The 19,202-nt window shown below is 61.2% G+C and carries 13 protein-coding genes and 1 pseudogene; 11 read left to right on the top strand and 3 right to left on the bottom strand.

The genetic code is table 11. The annotated features are described in order from the left end of the window. Window positions 1-1,005 (bottom strand): flavin reductase, encoded by a 1,005-nt coding sequence (locus tag CPter91_RS08200; RefSeq protein ID WP_061939191.1) that lies wholly within the window; start codon window positions 1,003-1,005, stop codon window positions 1-3. 203 nt (window positions 1,006-1,208) lie between these two features. Between CPter91_RS08200 and CPter91_RS08205 the strand changes: the two genes are divergently transcribed. The 4 genes from CPter91_RS08205 (at window position 1,209) to CPter91_RS08220 (ending at window position 8,013) form a co-directional block, all read left to right on the top strand. Further along, entirely contained in the window at window positions 1,209-2,006 is a 798-nt protein-coding gene (locus CPter91_RS08205) for a TatD family hydrolase (protein WP_061945998.1), read from the top strand. A 22-nt stretch (window positions 2,007-2,028) separates the two neighbouring features. Then, window positions 2,029-4,461 carry a DNA internalization-related competence protein ComEC/Rec2 gene (locus tag CPter91_RS08210; protein ID WP_061939193.1) on the top strand — a complete coding sequence of 811 codons (2,433 nt, stop codon included), beginning with the start codon at window positions 2,029-2,031 and terminating at the stop codon, window positions 4,459-4,461. 179 nt (window positions 4,462-4,640) lie between these two features. Next, window positions 4,641-5,492, top strand: coding sequence for an alpha/beta fold hydrolase (locus tag CPter91_RS08215; RefSeq protein ID WP_061939195.1), 852 nt, complete (start codon window positions 4,641-4,643; stop codon window positions 5,490-5,492). A 70-nt stretch (window positions 5,493-5,562) separates the two neighbouring features. Continuing rightward, window positions 5,563-8,013, top strand: coding sequence for a penicillin-binding protein 1A (locus tag CPter91_RS08220; protein ID WP_061939197.1), 2,451 nt, complete (start codon window positions 5,563-5,565; stop codon window positions 8,011-8,013). On the opposite strand, the gene CPter91_RS26860 is transcribed toward CPter91_RS08220, so the two are convergent. Beyond that, complete coding sequence (locus CPter91_RS26860) at window positions 8,000-8,137, bottom strand: hypothetical protein (RefSeq protein ID WP_167595140.1); 138 nt, start codon at window positions 8,135-8,137, stop codon at window positions 8,000-8,002. The genes CPter91_RS08220 and CPter91_RS26860 overlap by 14 nt on opposite strands. 88 nt (window positions 8,138-8,225) lie before the next feature. On the opposite strand from CPter91_RS26860, the gene CPter91_RS08225 reads away from it, so the two are divergent. Beyond that, window positions 8,226-10,370, top strand: coding sequence for an alpha/beta hydrolase family protein (locus CPter91_RS08225; RefSeq protein ID WP_167595141.1), 2,145 nt, complete (start codon window positions 8,226-8,228; stop codon window positions 10,368-10,370). Here CPter91_RS08225 and CPter91_RS08230 read toward each other — a convergent pair. Further along, on the bottom strand, window positions 10,367-12,013 hold the full coding sequence (locus tag CPter91_RS08230; protein WP_061939199.1) for an isovaleryl-CoA dehydrogenase: 1,647 nt from the start codon (window positions 12,011-12,013) through the stop codon (window positions 10,367-10,369). The genes CPter91_RS08225 and CPter91_RS08230 overlap by 4 nt on opposite strands. 249 nt (window positions 12,014-12,262) lie before the next feature. Here CPter91_RS08230 and CPter91_RS08235 point away from each other — a divergent pair, with 249 nt between their 5' ends. From CPter91_RS08235 to CPter91_RS08260, 6 genes and pseudogenes are all read left to right on the top strand, one after another. Then, window positions 12,263-14,380 carry a DNA polymerase III subunit gamma/tau gene (locus CPter91_RS08235; protein ID WP_061939201.1) on the top strand — a complete coding sequence of 706 codons (2,118 nt, stop codon included), beginning with the start codon at window positions 12,263-12,265 and terminating at the stop codon, window positions 14,378-14,380. 59 nt (window positions 14,381-14,439) lie between these two features. After that, the gene (locus CPter91_RS08240; RefSeq protein WP_014006791.1) at window positions 14,440-14,760 is read left to right on the top strand and encodes a YbaB/EbfC family nucleoid-associated protein; all 321 of its coding nucleotides are present in this window, start codon (window positions 14,440-14,442) and stop codon (window positions 14,758-14,760) included. Between the two features lie 22 nt (window positions 14,761-14,782). Continuing rightward, window positions 14,783-15,379, top strand: a complete 597-nt coding sequence (gene recR / locus CPter91_RS08245; protein WP_061939203.1) for a recombination mediator RecR — start codon at window positions 14,783-14,785, stop codon at window positions 15,377-15,379. A 384-nt stretch (window positions 15,380-15,763) separates the two neighbouring features. Next, window positions 15,764-16,801 (top strand): ABC transporter substrate-binding protein, encoded by a 1,038-nt coding sequence (locus tag CPter91_RS08250; RefSeq protein ID WP_061939205.1) that lies wholly within the window; start codon window positions 15,764-15,766, stop codon window positions 16,799-16,801. 138 nt (window positions 16,802-16,939) lie between these two features. Continuing rightward, window positions 16,940-17,761, top strand: coding sequence for an ABC transporter ATP-binding protein (locus CPter91_RS08255; protein WP_061939207.1), 822 nt, complete (start codon window positions 16,940-16,942; stop codon window positions 17,759-17,761). Window positions 17,762-17,995: 234 nt separating this feature from the next. Next, window positions 17,996-18,846: pseudogene (locus tag CPter91_RS08260) on the top strand (ABC transporter permease). The last annotated feature ends 356 nt before the right edge of the window (window positions 18,847-19,202 follow it).

Genomic DNA, 19,202 nt, shown 5'->3' on the forward strand with positions numbered 1-19,202 from the left:
TCACTCCTCATCCAGCGGCAGCTTGCCATCGTCGGTCAGGCTGATGAGGCGCCGCAGCAGGGTGCGCAAGGCGACGGTATCGACCGCGCCCAGGCTGTTCAGCAGTTCCAGTTCGGTCTGCTTGCCGCTGTCGCCGATCTCCTGCGCCAGGGCGCGGCCGATGGCGGTCAGGTAGAACAGGCCGCGGTCGTTGCGTTCGCCTTTGTCCACCACGACTTGCAGCAAGCCGCGCGCGGTCATGTCGTCCAGTACGTTGATCAGCGGTGTGTGGCCGGCATATACGAACAGGCGGTTCAGCTCGGCCAGGCTGCGGCCGTCACGCGCCGCCAGCGTATTCAGCACGAAGAACTCGGCATCGTTCAAGCCCTTGGCGGCGCCGAATTCGCGCAATTTGCCGTACAGATGGAAATAGGCGCTGCCCAGCAGATAGCTCATCGAGCTTTCGTCGAAACTGCTGGAGGCGGCGGTGGCCTTGATCAAGGCTTCCGCTTCGTCGGCCAGTTCCTTGCGGGTGGCGACGGCGTAGTTACCGCGCTGGTAGACCAGCGGCGCGATATCGGAATGCTCGAAATGCATCACTTCGCCGACCATGATGATGTGGTCGCCGCCGTCATAGCGGTAGGCGGTCTTGCACTGCATGCGGGTGGTGCAGCCCGCCAGCAGAGGGGCGCCGCCCAGACCGGATTCGACCTGCAGGCCGGCAAACTTGTCGTGCGCGCGCTTGCTGAAATGGGTGGCCAGCTGGTCCTGGTCGTGCGACAGGATATGCACCGCCCAGTGCTCGGCGGCTTCAAACGCCGCCAGGCTGTTGGAGGATTTGGCCAGGCTCCACAGCACCAGCGGCGGATCCAGCGAGACCGAGTTGAAACTGTTGGCGGTGACGCCCACCAGTTTGCCGTCGGCTTGGCAGGCGGTAATGATGGTGACGCCGGTGGTGAAGGTTCCCAGGGCGTTGCGGAATTCGCGTTGATCGAACGGGGTGGACGGCTGCTGTGCGGTGGACATCTAGATTGCTTTCTAACAAATACTTTTTTGCATCATGTTATCAGGCAAACGGGCGGAACGAGAAATGTTTATGTTTAGGCTTATGTGAGAGCAAGTATGCCCATGCTACGATATCAATCTATTAATCTGACAAGCGCCGATGTATCTGCGATGCATCCGATATGCGCTTGATAATTTTGCAAGGATCGCTCGATGTGGATACGATGTGGATAGATACGCACTGCCATTTGGATGCCGCTGAATTCGGCGGCGCCCAGGCGCAGATCGCTGCGGCTGCCGCAGAGCAGCTGGTCAAGTGGATCGTGATTCCAGCCGTGGAGCGCGCCAACTTCGCACCGGTAGCCGCATTGGCTGCCCAGCTGCCTAATTGCTGCTATGCACTCGGCATCCATCCCCTGTATGTAGAACATGCCGACGACAGCGATCTGCTAGCCCTGCGCGCAGCCATCAGCACCGCCATGTCCGATCCGCGCTTTGTCGCCATCGGCGAAATCGGCCTGGATTTCTTTGTACCTGGCATGGAGCGCGGTCCTTTGCGTGAAAAGCAGGAGCATTTCTATGTCGAGCAGCTCAAGCTGGCGCGCGAATTCGGCCTGCCGGTGCTGCTGCACGTACGGCGCTCGCAAGACATCCTGCTCAAGCATCTACGCCGGATCAAGGTTAGTGGCGGCATTGCGCATGCCTTCAACGGCAGTTTCCAGCAAGCTGAAGCTTTCATCGGCCTCGGTTTCCGGCTCGGCTTCGGCGGCGCCATGACGTTTACCCGCGCCTTGCAGATCCGCCGGCTGGCGGTAGAGCTACCGCTGGACGCCCTGGTGCTGGAAACCGATGCCCCCGACATGTCGCCCGCATGGCTGCATCCGGCCACCAACCAACCCCAGCAAATCCCCCGTATCGGCGCTGTGCTGGCCGAGCTGCGCGGCATGCCGGCGGCCGACCTGGCGCGCGCCACGGCCGCCAACGCCTGCGCCGCATTGCCGCGCCTGGCTGCCTTGGCCTGAACCTGGCGTTAGCGCGTTCCGGATGCGTAGCGCAATCATCGGTTTCGTGCTTGGCGTTGTGTTTTTGCAAAGTCAAGCTGTCTTGCCTGCGATCTGGCTGCTGGCTTGCCTGGCGCTGGTGGTGGTATTGCTGGTTTGCGCCGCCTATAAAATCCCTTGCTGGCAACTCAAGTTCACCGCCCGCCTGCTGGCGGGTGTTGTTTGCGGTTTCGTCTGGGCGGCCTCGTTTGCGCACCACTATCTGCAGCAGGAACTGGCGCAGGAATGGGAAGGGCGCGATGTCGTGGTGATAGGCACAATCGACAGCCTGCCATCGTACATGGACAGCGGTGTGCGTTTCAATTTCGCCGTCGAGAAGGTGTTGCTGCAGGGCGGCGAATCGCCGGTCATTCCCAAGCGCCTGGCGCTGGCCTGGTACCGCAACGGCGACGAGTCCCAAGCGCTGCAATCCGGGCTCACGCCCGGAGCGCGCTGGCAACTGACGGTACGCCTGAAGCGGCCGCACGGCAGCGCCAACCCGTACGGGTTTGACTATGAGGCATGGTTGCTGGAACGCAAGCTGCGCGCTACCGGCTACGTCCGCGCAGATCAAGGAGCAAGTTCAGGAAACCGGCAATTGCAGCCGTTCGTCGTCAGTCCCGGCAATCTGGTGCAGCTGATGCGCGGCCGTTTGCGCGAGCGCATCCTGGCTGCCTTGCCCCAACATCGTTACGCCGGCGTGCTGGTGGCGCTGGCGATCGGCGACCAGCGCGCCATCGACCAATCCGACTGGGAGATATTCAACCGCACTGGCATCAGCCACCTGGTCGCCATCTCCGGCTTGCATATCACCATGATTGCCGGCCTGTTTGCCGCCGCCATGGCGGCCTTGTGGCGCCGCTCCTTCTTTACGAATGCCGCCTTGCCCTTGCTGCTGCCGACGCCAAAGGTCGCTGCCCTGAGCGGCGCACTGGCTGCCCTGGGCTACGTGCTGCTGGCAGGATTCGGCATACCGGCGCAGCGCACCCTATACATGCTGCTGGTGGTGGCGCTGGCCTTGTGGGGCGGCCGCATCGCCAGCGTCTCGCATGTGCTGTGCATCGCGCTTGTCATGGTATTGCTGGCCGATCCCTGGGCCGTGCTATGGCCTGGATTCTGGCTGTCGTTCTGCGCCGTCGGCGTGATCCTATACGCCAGCGTCGGCCGCCGCTCCACCACGGACAGTCTCGACAACTCACGCTTCGCCGCCGGGTGGCGCAGCCTGCGCGCGGCCAGCGCCACACAATACGCCGTCACCATTGGCCTGTTGCCGCTGACGGTGCTGCTGTTCGGCCGTGTCTCGCTGATCTCGCCGCTGGCCAATGCTATAGCGATCCCATTGATTGGTTTGGTCGTCACACCGATGACGCTGGTCGCCAGCGCACTGCCGGCACCGCTATCAAACTGGCTGTGGCGCGCTGCGCATGCGCTGGTGGAACAATTGGCGACCCTGCTCGGCTGGCTCAGTGCTTTGCCGTTCGCGGTATGGCAGGCGCCGGCGCCGCAGGCGTGGACATCGGCCCTGGCACTCTTGTCTACGGCATGGCTGCTGGCGCCGCGCGGCTGGCCGCTGCGCTGGCTGGCGCTGGCCGGCTGGCTTCCCCTGCTGCTGGACAACGGCAGCCGTCCTCCCGCCGGTGAAATGTGGGTCACCGCGCTCGACGTCGGCCAGGGCATGGCGGTGCTGGTGGAAACCGCCGGCCAGCGCCTGCTGTACGACAGCGGTCCTTATTACTCGCCGGGCTCCGACGCCGGCGACCGCATCATCGTTCCCTATCTGAAGGCGCGCGGCATCACGGCACTGGATGCGCTGGTGATATCGCATGTCCATAACGACCATGCCGGCGGCGCCTTGTCGGTCATGAATGCCGTCAAGGTCGGCGCTGTGTACTCGTCGTTGCCGCCGCAGCATCCGATTGTCCAGCCCGCAGCCACTCATCAACGCTGTCATGCAGGACAGGCATGGCAGTGGGGAGAAGTAAAATTTGAAATGCTGTATCCGGCGATGGAACAGTACCAGGCTTCGGCCGCGCAGCAAAAAGACAAGCCGCACATGGTCAGCTGCACGCTCAAGGTCAGCCACGGCCGGCATGCCATACTGCTGCCCGGAGATATCGAAGCTGCGCAGGAGCAGCAGCTGGTGGCGCGCTATGGCGCGGATTTGAAATCCACCGTGCTGCTGGCGCCGCATCACGGCAGCGGGACCTCATCTACGGCGGCGTTCCTGGAGGAGGTCGATCCGAAGATAGTCTTGTTCCAGGTTGGCTATCGCAACCGGTTTCATCATCCCAAGCAGCAGGTGGCGGCGCGTTATCAGGAACGAGGTGTGGATGGTTACAGGAATGACGTAGGAGGGGCGATCATGCTGAAATTTGGCGATAACGTGGCGGTGGATACCTACAGGAATCAGCATCGCCGCTATTGGTACGGGCGTTGATTCCTGAATATTTCGCGGCGCATGCCCTGGGGCTAGCGACGTCGCATCGCTAACCCCAAGGCTTGGGTGGGATGGATGCATTGGACGTCTCCTGAGCAGCGGCTCTAATATTCCCTTTGTCCCATCGCAACTTTCGGTTTTAAATAAGACCCCATCAAAACAGGTTTGTTGTCTTATCTATGACTGATCCGATTCGCCCGATTTTGCATTTTATACACGGCAACAGTTTCCCTGCAGGCACTTATCGACAGTTCTTACAGTTCCTGGAGCGCGACTACGACGTCCGCTCGCTCGATGTTCATGCCCACAATCCCAAGTACCCGGTGACCGACGGCTGGCCAGCGCTGGTGCAGGAACTGATCGACGAATTGGCGGCGCGCTACAGCCAGCCGGTGATCCTGCTCGGCCATTCGATGGGCGGCGGGCTGGCCTTGCTGGCGGCGCAGCGGCGGCCGGACCTGGTCAGCTGCGTGGTGATGCTGGATACCCCGGTGGTGGTCGGCTGGCGCGCCACCTTGCTGCGCGGCGCCAAGGCGCTCGGCCTGAACGACCATGTGCCGCCGGCCAAGTTTTCTGCCAAGCGGCGCAATCTCTGGCCTAGCGCCGAAGCGGCCTACCAGCATTTCGCCGGCAAGCAGGTGTTTGCCAGTTGGGCCCCGGAAGTCCTGCGCGACTACATCACCTCCGGGCTGGAAGAGGACCAGGGCAATATGGTGCTGCGCTTCCGGCGCGATATCGAAACCGCGGTCTACCGCACTTTGCCGCACAATATGGCCAGCGTGCTGAAGCGCGGTTTTCCGGTACCGATCGGTTTTGTCGGCGGCATCGATTCGGTCGAGTGCCGCCAAGCCGGGCTGGATGCCACCAAGCGCCTGGTCGGCAAATATTTCAAGCAGATCCCGGGCGGCCACTTGTTTCCGATGGAGTCGCCGGAACTTGCCGCCGCCGCCACGCATCAGATGATCGAGTCCTTGCTACACCCTGCCGAGGCGAAGCTGCGGCGCCCACGCAACCAGGCATCTAATGCATAAATGATGACCAATTCGCGGTTCCAGGCCCGGCATGTTGTAGGATACAGGGCTATTTCCTTCGAATATTGTTATGTCATCAACAAATAGAACCAAGCAAGATACAAACAACACGCGCTCCGGCAACGGCAAGAAAAACGGCAAGGGCAGCGTAGCCCACGCATTGCTGCTGACGGTGGGCGGCCTGTTCCTGGCGGGTGCGGTGATCGGCGGGCTGTTGCTGACCTATGCGCTGGTGGTCATGACGCCGCAGCTGCCGGACCTGGGGGCGATCACGGACTACCAACCTAAGGTGCCGCTGCGCATCTACACCGCCGACCACGTCCTGATCGGCGAGTTTGGCGAAGAGCGGCGCAGCCTGGTCAAGCTGGACGATATTCCGGCCGACATGAAGAACGCGGTGCTGGCGATCGAAGATGCGCGCTTCTATCAGCACGGCGGCATCGACGTCATCGGCATCTTGCGCGCCGGCCTGACCGACATCCTGCACGGTGGCGCCTCGCAGGGCGCCAGCACCATCACCATGCAGGTCGCGCGCAACGTTTTCCTGTCCAGCGAAAAAACCTATTCGCGCAAGATCTATGAAATCCTGCTGGCCTACAAGATCGAGTCGGCGCTGAGCAAGGACCAGATCCTGGAGGTCTACATGAACCAGATCTACCTGGGGCAGCGCTCCTTCGGTTTCGCTGCGGCTGCGCGTACTTATTTCGGCAAGGACCTGAAAGACATCAGCCTGGCGCAGGCAGCGATGCTGGCCGGCTTGCCGAAAGCGCCTTCGGCTTACAACCCGGTGGTCAATCCCAAGCGCGCTCACGTGCGCCAGCAGTACATTCTTAAGCGCATGCTGGATCTCAAGTTCATCACCCAGGAACAGTTCGACCAGGCGGCGGCGGAAGACATTCAAGTCAAGACCAAGGGCAACAACTACAACGTGCATGCCGAATACGCCATCGAAATGGTGCGCCAGATGCTGTTCGCGCAGTACAAGGAAGACACTTATACGCGCGGCCTGACGGTCATCACCACGCTTAACTCGGCTGACCAGGACGCCGCCTACGACGCCGTCCGCAAGGGCGTCATGGACTATGACCGCCGCCATGGCTACCGCGGTCCGGAAGCGACCATCGATTTGCCGGCCGAAGGCGATGCGCGCGACCAGGCGATTGAAGACGTCTTGCAGGACAAGCCGGACAACGACGATATCCTGCCGGCCGTGGTGCTCAGCGCCGATGCCAAGCAGGTGCAGGTGATGCTGCGCAACGACAACACCGTCACCATCAGCGGCGAAGGCCTGAAGTTCGCCGCTGCGGGTTTGAGCGCCAAGGCTGGCAAGAGCTTGAAGATCCAGAAGGGTTCGGTGATCCGCGTCATCAATACCGCCAAGGGCTGGCAGATCACCCAGCTGCCGCAAGTGGAAGCGACCATGGTGTCGCTGACGCCGCAGGACGGCGCGATCCGTTCGCTGGTGGGCGGTTTCGATTTCAATCAGAACAAGTTCAACCACGTCACCCAAGCCTGGCGGCAGCCGGGATCGACTTTCAAGCCGTTCATCTATTCGGCGGCGCTGGAAAAGGGCTTCGGCCCGGCTTCCATCATCAACGACGCGCCGGTGTCGTTCCCGGGCGGTCCCGGCCAGGATGCCTGGGAACCGAAGGACGACGACCAGCCTGACGGTCCGATGCCCTTGCGCACCGGCTTGCAGCGCTCGAAGAACCTGGTCTCGATCCGCCTGCTGGATGCGATCGGCGTCAAGTATGCGCAAGAGTTCGTCACCAGCCATTTCGGCTTCGATATCGACAAGACGCCGCCATACCTGCCGCTGGCGCTGGGCGCCGGCCAGGTGACGCCGCTGCAGCTGGTGGGCGCCTATGCGGTGCTGGCCAACGGCGGCTATCGCGTCAATCCTTACCTGATCTCGCAAGTGACGGATTCGCGCGGCAATGTGCTGTCCAAGGTCGAACCGCAGGTCGCCGGCCAGAATGCCACGCGGGTGCTGGATCCGCGCAACAGCTTCATCATGACCAGCCTGCTGCAATCGGTGGCGCAGCGAGGCACCGGCGCCGGCACCAACGTGCTGCACCGTACCGACCTGGCCGGCAAGACCGGCACCACCAACGATGCTTTCGACGGCTGGTTTGCCGGTTACCAGAACAGCCTGGTGGCGGTGGCATGGATGGGCTACGACCAGCCGAAGAGCCTGGGCAGCCGCGAGTTCGGCGCCCAGCTGGCCTTGCCGATCTGGACCGAGTACATGGGGCGTGCCTTACGCGGTGTGCCGCAAACGCAGATGCCTATGCCGGCCGGCATCACCACCATCAACAACGAGTTCTACTTCGATAATTTCACGCCCGGCAACGGCTTCATCGCTTCGCTGGGATTAGGCGCCGGTGCGCCGGCGCCGCTGGAAATCGGCCCGGATGGCGTGCCCTTGCCGCCGCCGGCGCCGCCTGCTGCGGGCGCGGCGCCGACCACGCAGCAAGAGGACGAGAAGCAGAATATCCTCAAGCTGTTCAGCGGTCACTGACGCTGCGCTGATGGACGCCAGGAAAGCCGGCGATGCCCACAAAGGGTGTCGCCGGCTTTTTTTTAATGTCATTTTGAATGTCAAATTGATTGCCGCTTATTTTTGATTTTGTCTCGACATGCATGTGGTTTTTTTAAGGAAAAATCAATACACTGCGTGGCAGCATCATTTGCATTGGCCATTCATTCATCGCCCGCATGGAGAAATCTGTAATGTCTTTTAGACGCTTGCAAGGAATCCGCCGCTTTCCCGCTTTGTTCATGCTTTGCCTTCTGTGCGGTGCAGCTGGCGCCCAGGCCGCGGCCAGCTTGCCCAGCGTTGAAAGTTTTTTTGCGTATCCGACGCTGGTCAACGCCCAGCTGTCTCCAGATGGCCGCTACGTGGCGATGCTGGTGCCGGCCAAGGATGGCTATGTGCGGCTAGGCGTGATGGATGTCGCTACGCGCGCGCCGAAAGTGATCGCCAGTTTCGATGCTGCCGATATCAGCCAGTTTCACTGGGTGAATAGCGACAGGCTGGTGTTCGATGCCGGCGACCGGACCATCGGCCTCGGCGAGCAGACCCAAGCCGGCGGCTTATATGCGATCAACCGCGACGGCACCGATTTCCGGCAATTGGTCTTGCGCGATCTCCAGCAGCAAAGCAGCAGCGTGCGCAGCGTCTTGCCGTGGCATACGTTTTTCTATTCGACGATCCGGAATTCCGACGATATCTACGTCGGCCAGGTTGATCCGGGCGGCATCGGCAAGGTCAAGCCGATCCACCTGCTGCGCCTGAACACCCGGACTGGCCGTTCCGCGATAGTAGACCGTCCCGGCCTGACCACCCGCTGGCTGATGGACTGGCAAGGAGAGCCACGTGTCGCCACCACGCTGGACGGCGACATGGAGTCGGTCTTCTATTTGGATCCCGAACAGAAAAGCTGGCGCAAGCTGATCGAGTTCAATACCTTTACCGGTCATGGCTTCGTCCCTTATTTCCTGGGGCCGGACGGCAGCCTTTACGTAAGTTCGCGCCAAGGTACGGATAAAACCTCGCTGTACCGTTACGACCTGGTGAAAAACAGCGTAGACCCGCAGCCGCTGGTGTCGCTCCAGGGTTACGACTTTTCCGGCGCGATCGTCAGCAACGACAAGAAATTCCTGGGTGTGCGTTTCGAGACCGACGCCGAAGACACCAAATGGTTTGATCCAGAGATGCAAGCGATGCAGCAGGCGGTTAATGATTTGCTGCCGTCCACGGTTAACCGGATCACTGTTGCCGGCCATGCGCAGACACCCTATGTACTGGTCAGGTCGTATTCCGATGTCCAGCCCGTTGCCTATTTTCTGTATGACGGCAAGGAGAAAAAGCTGACCGCGCTCGGCAACTCGATGCCGCAGATTAATCCGCAGCAAATGTCGGGCAAGGACATGGTCCACTATAAAGCGCGTGACGGCCTGGAAATTCCGGCTTACCTGACCATGCCGAACGGCGCCAGCAAGAAAAACCTGCCGATGGTGGTGCTGGTGCATGGCGGCCCCTATGTGCGCGACGGCGCGTGGAACTGGAATCGTGAAGTGCAGTTCCTGGCCTCGCGCGGCTATGTGGTGCTGGAGCCGGAATTCCGCGGCAGCACGGGTTTTGGCTGGAAACACTTCAGGGCAGGTTGGAAGCAATGGGGGCTGGCCATGCAGGATGACGTTGCCGATGGCGCCAGATGGGCGATTGCGCAAGGCATCGCCGATCCCAAGCGGATCTGCATTGCCGGCGCCAGCTATGGCGGCTACGCGACGCTGATGGGCTTGATCAGGGACCCGGATCTGTATCGCTGCGGCTTCGAGTGGGTCGGCGTGACCGATATCAACCTCATGTACAACGTCAGCTGGAGCGATATCTCCAGCGAGTACCTGAAGTACGGCATGCCGGTGCTGGTGGGCGACCAGCAAAAGGATGCCGCGCAATTGAAAGCCACCTCGCCGCTGGAAAACGCCGCGCGCATCAAGCAGCCCTTGCTGCTGGCTTACGGCGGTTCCGACAAGCGGGTGCCGATCATCCACGGCAGCAAATTCCGCGATGCTGTCAAGGCTACCAATCCGGACGTCGAATGGATCGAATATCCGGAAGAAGGCCACGGCTGGCATCTGCAGAAGAACAATGTCGATTTCTGGAGTCGCGTCGAGAAATTCCTCGGCCGCGAAATCGGCAGGCCTGCTTCAACTTCAACTTCAACTTCAACTTCAACTTCAACTTCAACTTCAACTTCAACTTCAACTTCAACTTCAACTTCAACTTCAACTTCAACTTCAACTTCAACTTCAACTTCAACTTCAACTTCAACTTCAACTTCAACTTCAACTTCAACCTCAGCCGACTAGCTGGCCCAGGTCCGCTGCAAGATCGTCTTTTGCAAATGCGGCGCCGCCAGGGTGCCGTAGACGCGGCCGCCCATGGCTTCGCTGCGGCTGGCGATGAAGGCCTCGGCGACCACCGCCGGCGCGTGCTGCAGCATCAATGCGCCTTGCACCACCAGGATCAGGCGCTGGACAAAGCGCCGCCCTAGCATTTCGCGCTGCTCCGGCGGCGTCGCCAGGTCCTTCATCAGGTCGTCCAGCATGCCGGCCAGGCCGGGATGCTGGCTGGCGCTTTCACCCAGCTGCGCCAGCAGCAGGCCGAAGCCGGCCGGTTCGCGTTCGATGGCGCGCAGCACGTCCAGGCACATCACATTGCCGGAACCTTCCCAGATCGAGTTGACCGGCGCCTCGCGGTAGAAGCGCGCCATCGGTCCGGTTTCCACATAGCCGTTGCCGCCCCAGATTTCCATGCATTCGCCGGTGAATTCCAATGCCCGCTTGCAGATCCAGAATTTGGCGGCGGGCGTGACGATGCGGCGCCAGGCCCGTTGCAGCGGATCGTCGGGATGCTCGAAGGCGCTGGCCAACTGCAGCATCAGCAGGGTCGCCGCTTCGCTTTCCAGCGCCAGGTCGGACAACACGTTCTGCATCAGCGGCTGCTCCGCCAGCTCGCGGCCGAAGGCGCTTCTGTGGCGCGCGTGGTGCAGCGCCTGCACCAGCGCCTGGCGCATCAGGCCGGCGGAGCCGATCACGCAGTCCAGCCTGGTGTGATTGGCCATTTCGATGATGGTCGGGATGCCGCGTCCTTCTTCACCGACCATGATGCCGAAAGCATCGCGGAACTCGACTTCGCTGCTGGAATTGGAGCGGTTGCCGAGCTTGTCCTTGAGGCGCTGGATCTGCACCGGATTCTTGCTGCCGTCGGGCCGCCAGCGCGGCACGAAAAAGCAGCTCAGGCCCATCTCGGTGCGCGCCAGCACCATGTGGGCGTCGCACATCGGCGCCGAGAAAAACCATTTATGGCCGGTCAGCAGGTAGCCGGCGCCGCGTCCGCTGCCGCCCTCCAATGGCAGCGCCGCGGTGGTGTTGCTGCGGACGTCGGAGCCGCCTTGCTTTTCCGTCATGCCCATGCCGATCAGGATCGAATGCTTGTGCTCCAGGGTGAGATCGCGGCTGTCATGTTCACATGACAATAATTTTGCCTGCAGAGCGGCATACAGCGCCGGCTCCTGCTGCAGCACCGGAATCGAGGCGAAGGTCATGGTGGTGGGACAGAGCGAGCCGGCCTCCACCTGGGCATGGAGGAAATAGCCGGCCGCGCGCGCCACATGGCTGCCGCTTTGCGGCTTGATCCAGGGCAGGGCGTGCAGGCCTTCGCGCCGCAGCATGCCCAGCAAGGCATGCCAGGCCGGATGGAACTCGACGGCGTCGATGCGGTTGCCGATGCGGTCGAAAGTATTCAGTTCGGGCTGGTGGCGGTTGGCCAGTTCGGCCAGCTGCCAGCTTTCCTTGCTGCCGAGCTCGGCGCCGTAACGCGCCAGCGCATCGGCATGCCATTGCCCGTGCAGGCGCTGAACGCCGCTTTGCAGGATGGTGTCGTCGAGATACAGATTGTTGCCATACAGTTCAGCAACCTGATTCGTCACTTCATGGGTTGGTCCTTGCATGCCTGGTCTCCTGATATGCTTCGGTATTGGGGGTTATCGCTTGACTTTACCCTTTGCCGCGGCCTTCGGATAGCTGCTTTATTGCAATTATTTAGAGCCCGCTTTCAGTCCCTCGGCCATTCCCAGGCAGGCAGGATTCGGGGCCGCCGGCCGCCGCCGGCAAGCCGCCGAGTTTAAAAAGCATGCTGGCTTCGTCTGTCAGGTAAAATGCTGCTTGTACTTCACAACATGCAGACCCTATTCGCCTCTATGTCCTACCAAGTTCTCGCCCGTAAATATCGCCCCAGAAGCTTCGATACGCTGGTCGGCCAGGAACACGTCGTAAGGGCCTTGACGCACGCCTTGGAGCAACAGCGTCTGCACCATGCCTATCTGTTCACCGGTACGCGCGGCGTCGGCAAGACGACCTTGTCGCGGATCCTGGCGAAATCGCTGAATTGCATCGGCGCCGACGGCAACGGCGGCATTACCGCAACGCCGTGTGGCGTGTGCGATGCCTGCGTGGCGATCGACGCCGGCCGTTTCGTCGATTATATCGAGATGGACGCCGCCTCCAACCGCGGCGTCGATGAAATGGCGCAATTGCTGGAACAGGCTGTGTATGCGCCGTCCAATGCCCGCTTCAAGGTCTACATGATCGACGAAGTCCACATGCTCACCAATCATGCCTTCAACTCGATGCTGAAGACGCTGGAAGAGCCGCCTGAACACGTCAAGTTCATCCTCGCCACCACCGATCCGCAGAAGATCCCGGTGACGGTGCTGTCGCGCTGCCTGCAGTTCAACCTGAAGCAGATGCCGCCCGGCCATATCATCAGCCACCTGGACAATATCCTCGGCCAGGAACAGATCGAATTCGAAACTCCAGCCTTGCGCCTGCTGGCGCAGGGCGCGCACGGCTCGATGCGCGATGCGCTGTCGCTGACCGACCAGGCGATAGCCTATGCCGCCGGCAAGGTCACGCTGGAAGCAGTGCAGGGCATGCTCGGCGCGCTCGACCAGTCCTACCTGATTCGTGTGCTGGATGCGCTGGCGCAAAAAGACGGCCCCGGCCTGCTGGCGGTGGCCGACGACATGGCCAGCCGCAGCCTGTCCTACAGCGCCGCGCTGCAGGACCTGGGCACCTTGCTGCATCAGATCGCGCTGGCGCAAAACGTGCCGGCAGCGCTGGCCGACGATTTGCCGGAACGCGAAGAAATCATCCGTCTGGCCGGCCTGTTCGATGCCGAAGAAGTGCAGCTGTTTTACCAGATTGCTGTCCATGGCCGCAACGAGCTGGGCCTGGCGCCCGACGAATACGCCGGCTTTTCAATGACCTTGCTGCGCATGCTGGCTTTCCGCCCGCAAGCCGACGGCAGTACCGTGGCGCCGCCAGTTGCCAGTCGGCCGCGGCCGCAGGCTAGTGCTGCGCCGGCTGCCGCAGCGGCGCGGCCAGCTCCTGCGGTGCAAGCCGCTGCGGCGAGTGCTCCCGCTCCTGCCGCGGCACGCTTGAGCAGTCCGCCGCAAACGCTGAGCACCAGTGCGCCGGTAGCCCGTCCCGATACCACTGGCATGAGCCCCGCCAGGGCCGCGCTGGAAGCGGCACGCGCGGCAGCCTCTTCACGCAAGGGCGGCACGGCGCGTCCGGCGCCGGCGCAGCCGGTGGCCGTTGAGCCCGCGCCTGCGCCTGAGCCGATAGCGGCATCGGCAGCGCCGAAGCCGCGCCCTGCGGCGCCAGTCTACGAGCCGCAAAATTCCTCGGTGCCGCCATGGGAAGAAGAAATTCCGCTGCCGATGGATTTGCCGGATACCGAGTTTTCCAGTTCGGTGGCTGAAAAAAAAACTGAATCGTATGCGTTAGCGCCGTCGCGCCCAGTTGCCAATGGCGCCGGCAGTGCGCGTCAGGCGCCGCGTCCCGAGCCCGTCGCGCCGGCGCCTGAAGCGCCGGCCGAGCCGGTGCCGCCGCTGGTCCTGCAGCCCGACGCCAACCTCAACTGGGATGGCAACTGGCCTGTGCTGGCGGCAGGCCTGGCGGTGCGTGGTGTGGCCCACCAGCTGGCGCAGCAGAGCGAACTGATCAAGTGCGACAGCAGCGGCCCGGCTGCGCTGATTCATCTGCGGATCCCGCTCGACACCTTGCGTTCCGCCGGCAGCGTTGATAAATTGGCGGCCGCGCTGACGGAACATTTCGGCCGCACAGTGAAAGTGGAAACCGAACTCGGCAACGTGCGCCATACCGCCAACGCCCAGGCGATGGCGGCGCAGGCAGAACGGCAGCGGCAGGCGGAGCAGACCGCCCGCAACGATCCTTTCATCCAGAGCATGATGCGTGAATTCGGCGCATCGATCGTACCCGGATCGATCAAGCCGATAGGCGAGGCGAAGTAGGAGGGCGACAGCGCCTGGCCTTTGCTTTGCGAATTTATTTTTTTAACAGGAGAAGCACCATGATGAAGGGCCAACTGGCAGGGCTGATGAAACAAGCCCAGGCAATGCAGGACAACATGAAAAAGATGCAAGACCAACTGGCCTTGATCGAAGTCGAAGGCGAGTCGGGCGCAGGCCTGGTGAAGGTCGTGATGACTTGCAAGAACGCCGTCAAGCGCGTGGCGATCGACGCTTCGCTGCTGGCGGACGACAAGGACATGCTGGAAGACCTGGTGGCAGCTGCGTTCAACGATGCGGTGCGCAAGGCAGAAGCGCTGTCGGCCGAAAAGATGTCGGGCCTGACCGCCGGCATGCCAGCCGGCTTCAAACTGCCGTTCTGATCATCCCGTCACTGAGCGCTGCGTGAAAGTACCTTCCAGTCTTACCCTGCTCACCGAAGCCTTGCGTCATTTGCCCGGCGTCGGTCCGAAATCGGCGCAGCGCATGGCGTATCACTTGCTGCAGCATGACCGCGACGGCGCCGCCCTGCTGGGGCGGGCGCTGACCCAGGCGGTCGATCAGATCCACCATTGCGCGCTGTGCAACACCTTCACCGAGAACGAGATTTGCGAAACCTGTCTCGATCCCGAGCGCGATCCGAGTTTGCTGTGCGTGGTGGAGACGCCGACCGACCAGCTGATGATTGAACAGACCCTGACTTTCAAGGGCTTATACTTTGTCTTGATGGGACGCTTGTCGCCATTGGACGGCATCGGCCCCAAGGACATCCAGCTGGAAAAGCTGGTGAGCCGCGCTACCGACGGCGTCGTCAAGGAAGTGGTGCTGGCGACCAATTTCACCAACGAAGGCGAAGCCACCGCGCACTACATCAGCGAAACCATGAAAGCGCGCGGCCTGCAGGTGAGCCGCCTGGCGCGCGGCGTGCCGGTCGGCGGCGAGCTGGAATATGTGGATGCGGGCACCATCGCCCGCGCCATGCTGGACCGGCGCGCGACTTAGCCATCCGATCCGTGAAGAACGCAAAGCCCGCGAAAAAAGCACAAATCCGATCACATCGATTTCTGCTTTTTTCGCGGGCTTTTCATTTTTCAAGGATAAATTTTTAGAGATGGCTAGACAGATCGTGCCGCTCAGCTGAATTTCTGTTATTTTGCATAACTAGAGCGAAAAATATCGCCACGCATGTAAGGCCCCGTTAGGGAGTAAATTGAACATTTGTGCTGGCCGTACCTGGCGCGCTGCTGCGTTGCCCACCGCTTGCAGTGCTCGCACTGCGGCGCGTTGGGCGCCTTGCATCGCATCCAGCTACGGCCGCACAAATGCCCAACTTACTCCCTAACGGGCCCTAACTCAAAATCCCGAAAAGAATCATGAGGAGACAACATGAAATTAAGCTGGAAGCAGTTCGCAATTGCTCTTTGTTTGTTCCTGGCCGGTTATCTGACATTCAACAGCAATCTGTTTGCGCAGACGCCGGAGAAGACCAAAGTATCCATCGCGGTAGGCGGCAAGAACCTGTTTTATTATTTGCCCTTGACGATCGCCGAGCAGCTCGGCTATTTCAAGGATGAAGGCCTGGATGTACAGATTTCCGATTTCGCCGGCGGCGCCAAGGCCTTGCAGGCTCTGATCGGCGGTAGCGCCGACGTGGTTTCCGGCGCTTTCGAGCACACCATCAGCATGCAGGCCAAGAACCAGCGCATCACCGCTTTCGTGCTGCAGGGCCGGGCGCCGCAGATCGTCATGGGCGTCTCCAACAAGACCATGCCCAACTTCAAGACCATCGCCGACCTCAAGGGCAAGAAGATAGGTGTCACGGCGCCGGGTTCTTCGACCAGCATGATGTCCAATTTCGTGCTGGCCAAAGGCGGCCTCAAGCCGACTGACGTTTCCTACATCGGTGTCGGCGCTTCGGCTGGCGCCTTGTCGGCACTGCGCTCCGGTTCCATCGACGTGATCGTCAATCTCGATCCGCTGATCACCATGCTGCAGCAGGATAACGAGATCCGAATCATTTCCGACACCCGCACCCTGAAAGACACCAACACCGTATTCGGCGGCCCGATGCCGGCGGCCACCTTGTATGCTTCCGCCGATTTCATCAAGAAATATCCCAACACCACGCAGGCCCTGACCAACGCCATGGTGCGCGCGCTCAAGTGGCTGCAGAAGGCCACGCCGGCGGACGTCGCCAAGGTCGTGCCGGAAAGTTACCAGCTGGGCGACCGCGCCTTGTATCTCGACGCCTTCAACAAGATGCGCGAAGCGCTGTCGCCGGACGGCATGATCCCGGAGGAAGGTCCGAAGGTCGCATTGCATACGCTGGAAGCCTTCGATCCTGAACTGGCCGGCAAGAATATCGACCTGTCGCAGACTTACACCAATGAGTTTGTCAAGAAGGCCGACGCCAAGTACAAGTAGGGTGGGCAGATATGCCCACGCGTGATCTTCACCATCGCGCCTGCTTCGGTAGTGTGGTGGGCATATGCCCACCCTACCAGGACGGCGGGCTGTGAACGGCTTCCGTTGACCTCTTCTTCGGCTCAGGCCGTATCTCCCATGACTTCCGCATCGACCCCTGCTCTGTTCCTGGACAACATCAGCTGCACCTTCGTCTCCAAGGATGATCGTTCGCAGCGCTACACCGCGGTGGCCGACACCAGCTTGTCGATTGCGCCGGGCGAATTCGTTTCCGTGGTGGGGCCGACCGGCTGCGGCAAGTCGACCCTGCTGAATGTCGGCGCCGGCTTGCTGCAGCCTTCGACCGGCAGCGTCAAGGTATTCGGCGAACCGCTGGCCGGTATCAATCGCCGCGCCGGCTACATGTTCCAGGCAGAAGCGCTGATGCCGTGGCGCAGCGCGCTGCAAAACGTCATCGCCGGCCTGCAATACCGCGAAACCGATGAAGCCCGCGCCCGCCAGCTCGGCGAGGAATGGCTGGCGCGGGTCGGCCTGCAAGGTTTCGGCGACCGCTATCCGCATCAGCTATCTGGCGGCATGCGCAAGCGTGTGGCGCTGGCGCAGACCCTGATCCTGGATCCCGACATCATCCTGATGGATGAGCCGTTTTCCGCGCTCGATATCCAGACCCGGCAACTGATGGAAAACGAAGTGCTGGCGCTGTGGAGCGCCAAACGCAAGGCGGTGCTGTTCATCACCCACGACCTGGATGAAGCGATCGCCATGTCGGACCGGGTCGTGGTGCTGTCGGCCGGACCGGCCACCCATCCGATCGGCGAATTTGAGATCGACCTGCCGCGCCCGCGCGACGTCGCCGAAATCCGCAGCGAGCCGCGCTTCGTCGAACTGCATCAGCAGATCTGGAGCGTGCTGCGGGATGAGGTGCTGAAGGGCTACCAGCAGCAAAAGAAAGCTAGCTAACGCGATCTCTACAAATACCGTCATCCCCGCGAACGCGGGGATCCAAATTGCTGAATATGGCAGTGAACATGGATTCCCGCGTTCGCGGGAATGACCGGAGCGCGTAGCTGGGGTCGCCGAGACGGGGTCGCCGAGACGGGGTCGCCGAGACGGGGCCGACGAGGTCGGAGCCGCCCAGGCGTCGCCGGTCAGCGTCGCGACAATTTCAACGTTCAATAAAGACTGGACAGGAACATGTGGAAAGCCATCAAGCCGAATTACAAGAATCTGCGGGTCTATCAGGCGCTGGTGCTGTTGCTGTTCTTCGGCATCTGGCACCTGGCGACGCGCAATCCGCAGACGGCGTTTTTCTTTGGCGAGCCGCTCAAGGTGCTGCAGCGGGTCTGGCAATGGTTCACGGTCGGCAGCGGCAGCCTGGAGGTCGGTTTCGGCGACCATACCTGGTTTACCCTGAGCTTTCCGGCGGAAATCTATTCGCACCTGCTGGTGACCCTGACTGAAACCATGCTGGCCTTCGGCATCGGCACGGTGTTCGGCCTTGGCGTCGGCTTATGGCTGGCACTGTCGCCGTTGACCTCGGCCATCCTCGATCCCTACATCAAGGCCTCCAACGCCATGCCGCGCGTGATCCTGGCGCCGATCTTCGCCATGTGGTTCGGCCTCGGCATCTGGTCCAAGGTGGCGCTGGCGGTGACTTTGGTGTTTTTCATCGTCTTCTTCAATGTCTACCAGGGCGTGCGCGAAGTCAGCCCGGTAGTGCTGGCCAACGCCCGCATGCTGGGCGCCAACCAGCGCCAGCTGCTGCGCACGGTCTACCTGCCGTCGGCCACTTCCTGGGTGTTTTCCAGCCTGCATACTTCGGTCGGGCTGGCGTTCGTCGGCGTCATCGTCGGCGAATACCTGGGCTCGGCGCGCGGGGTCGGCTATCTGATCTTGCAGGCGGAGGGGCGTTTGACATCAACACGGTGTTCGCCGGCATCCTGGTGCTGACCGCGTTTGCTCTGGTGCTCGATACAGTGGTGGGGATGATCGAGAAGCGCTTGATGAAGTGGCAGCCAAAGAGCGGCGAAACCGAGCGTTTGTGAAAATCATTCTGCAAGACCGGCTGCCGGCTTTCAGGTAAATCTGGATCTCCGGGGCCGAACCATCCACGTTGCGAGTAGCCGCTGAACCATTGTTCTTATCATGATGGGTTCAGACATGAGTGGCAGAAGTGGTCAATTCTGCAAGTAAGTCATGACATTGGAATGACAATCATTCAAGAAAAACTCGGCGCATAATAGCTTGTTTTATAACAATTAAATACAAAAGCAATTGCGATTGCCCTCAAATCACCTATTCTCATCATGTCATAGTGATTATGTTGTCCGTTCTCCAATGTAATAAAATGCCGACCCCCAGATGAATGCCCGGCAGGGGCTTTAGATGGATCTTATGGACA

Origin of the sequence: Collimonas pratensis (assembly GCF_001584185.1) — a bacterium.
Classification (GTDB): Bacteria; Pseudomonadota; Gammaproteobacteria; order Burkholderiales; family Burkholderiaceae_D; genus Collimonas; species Collimonas pratensis.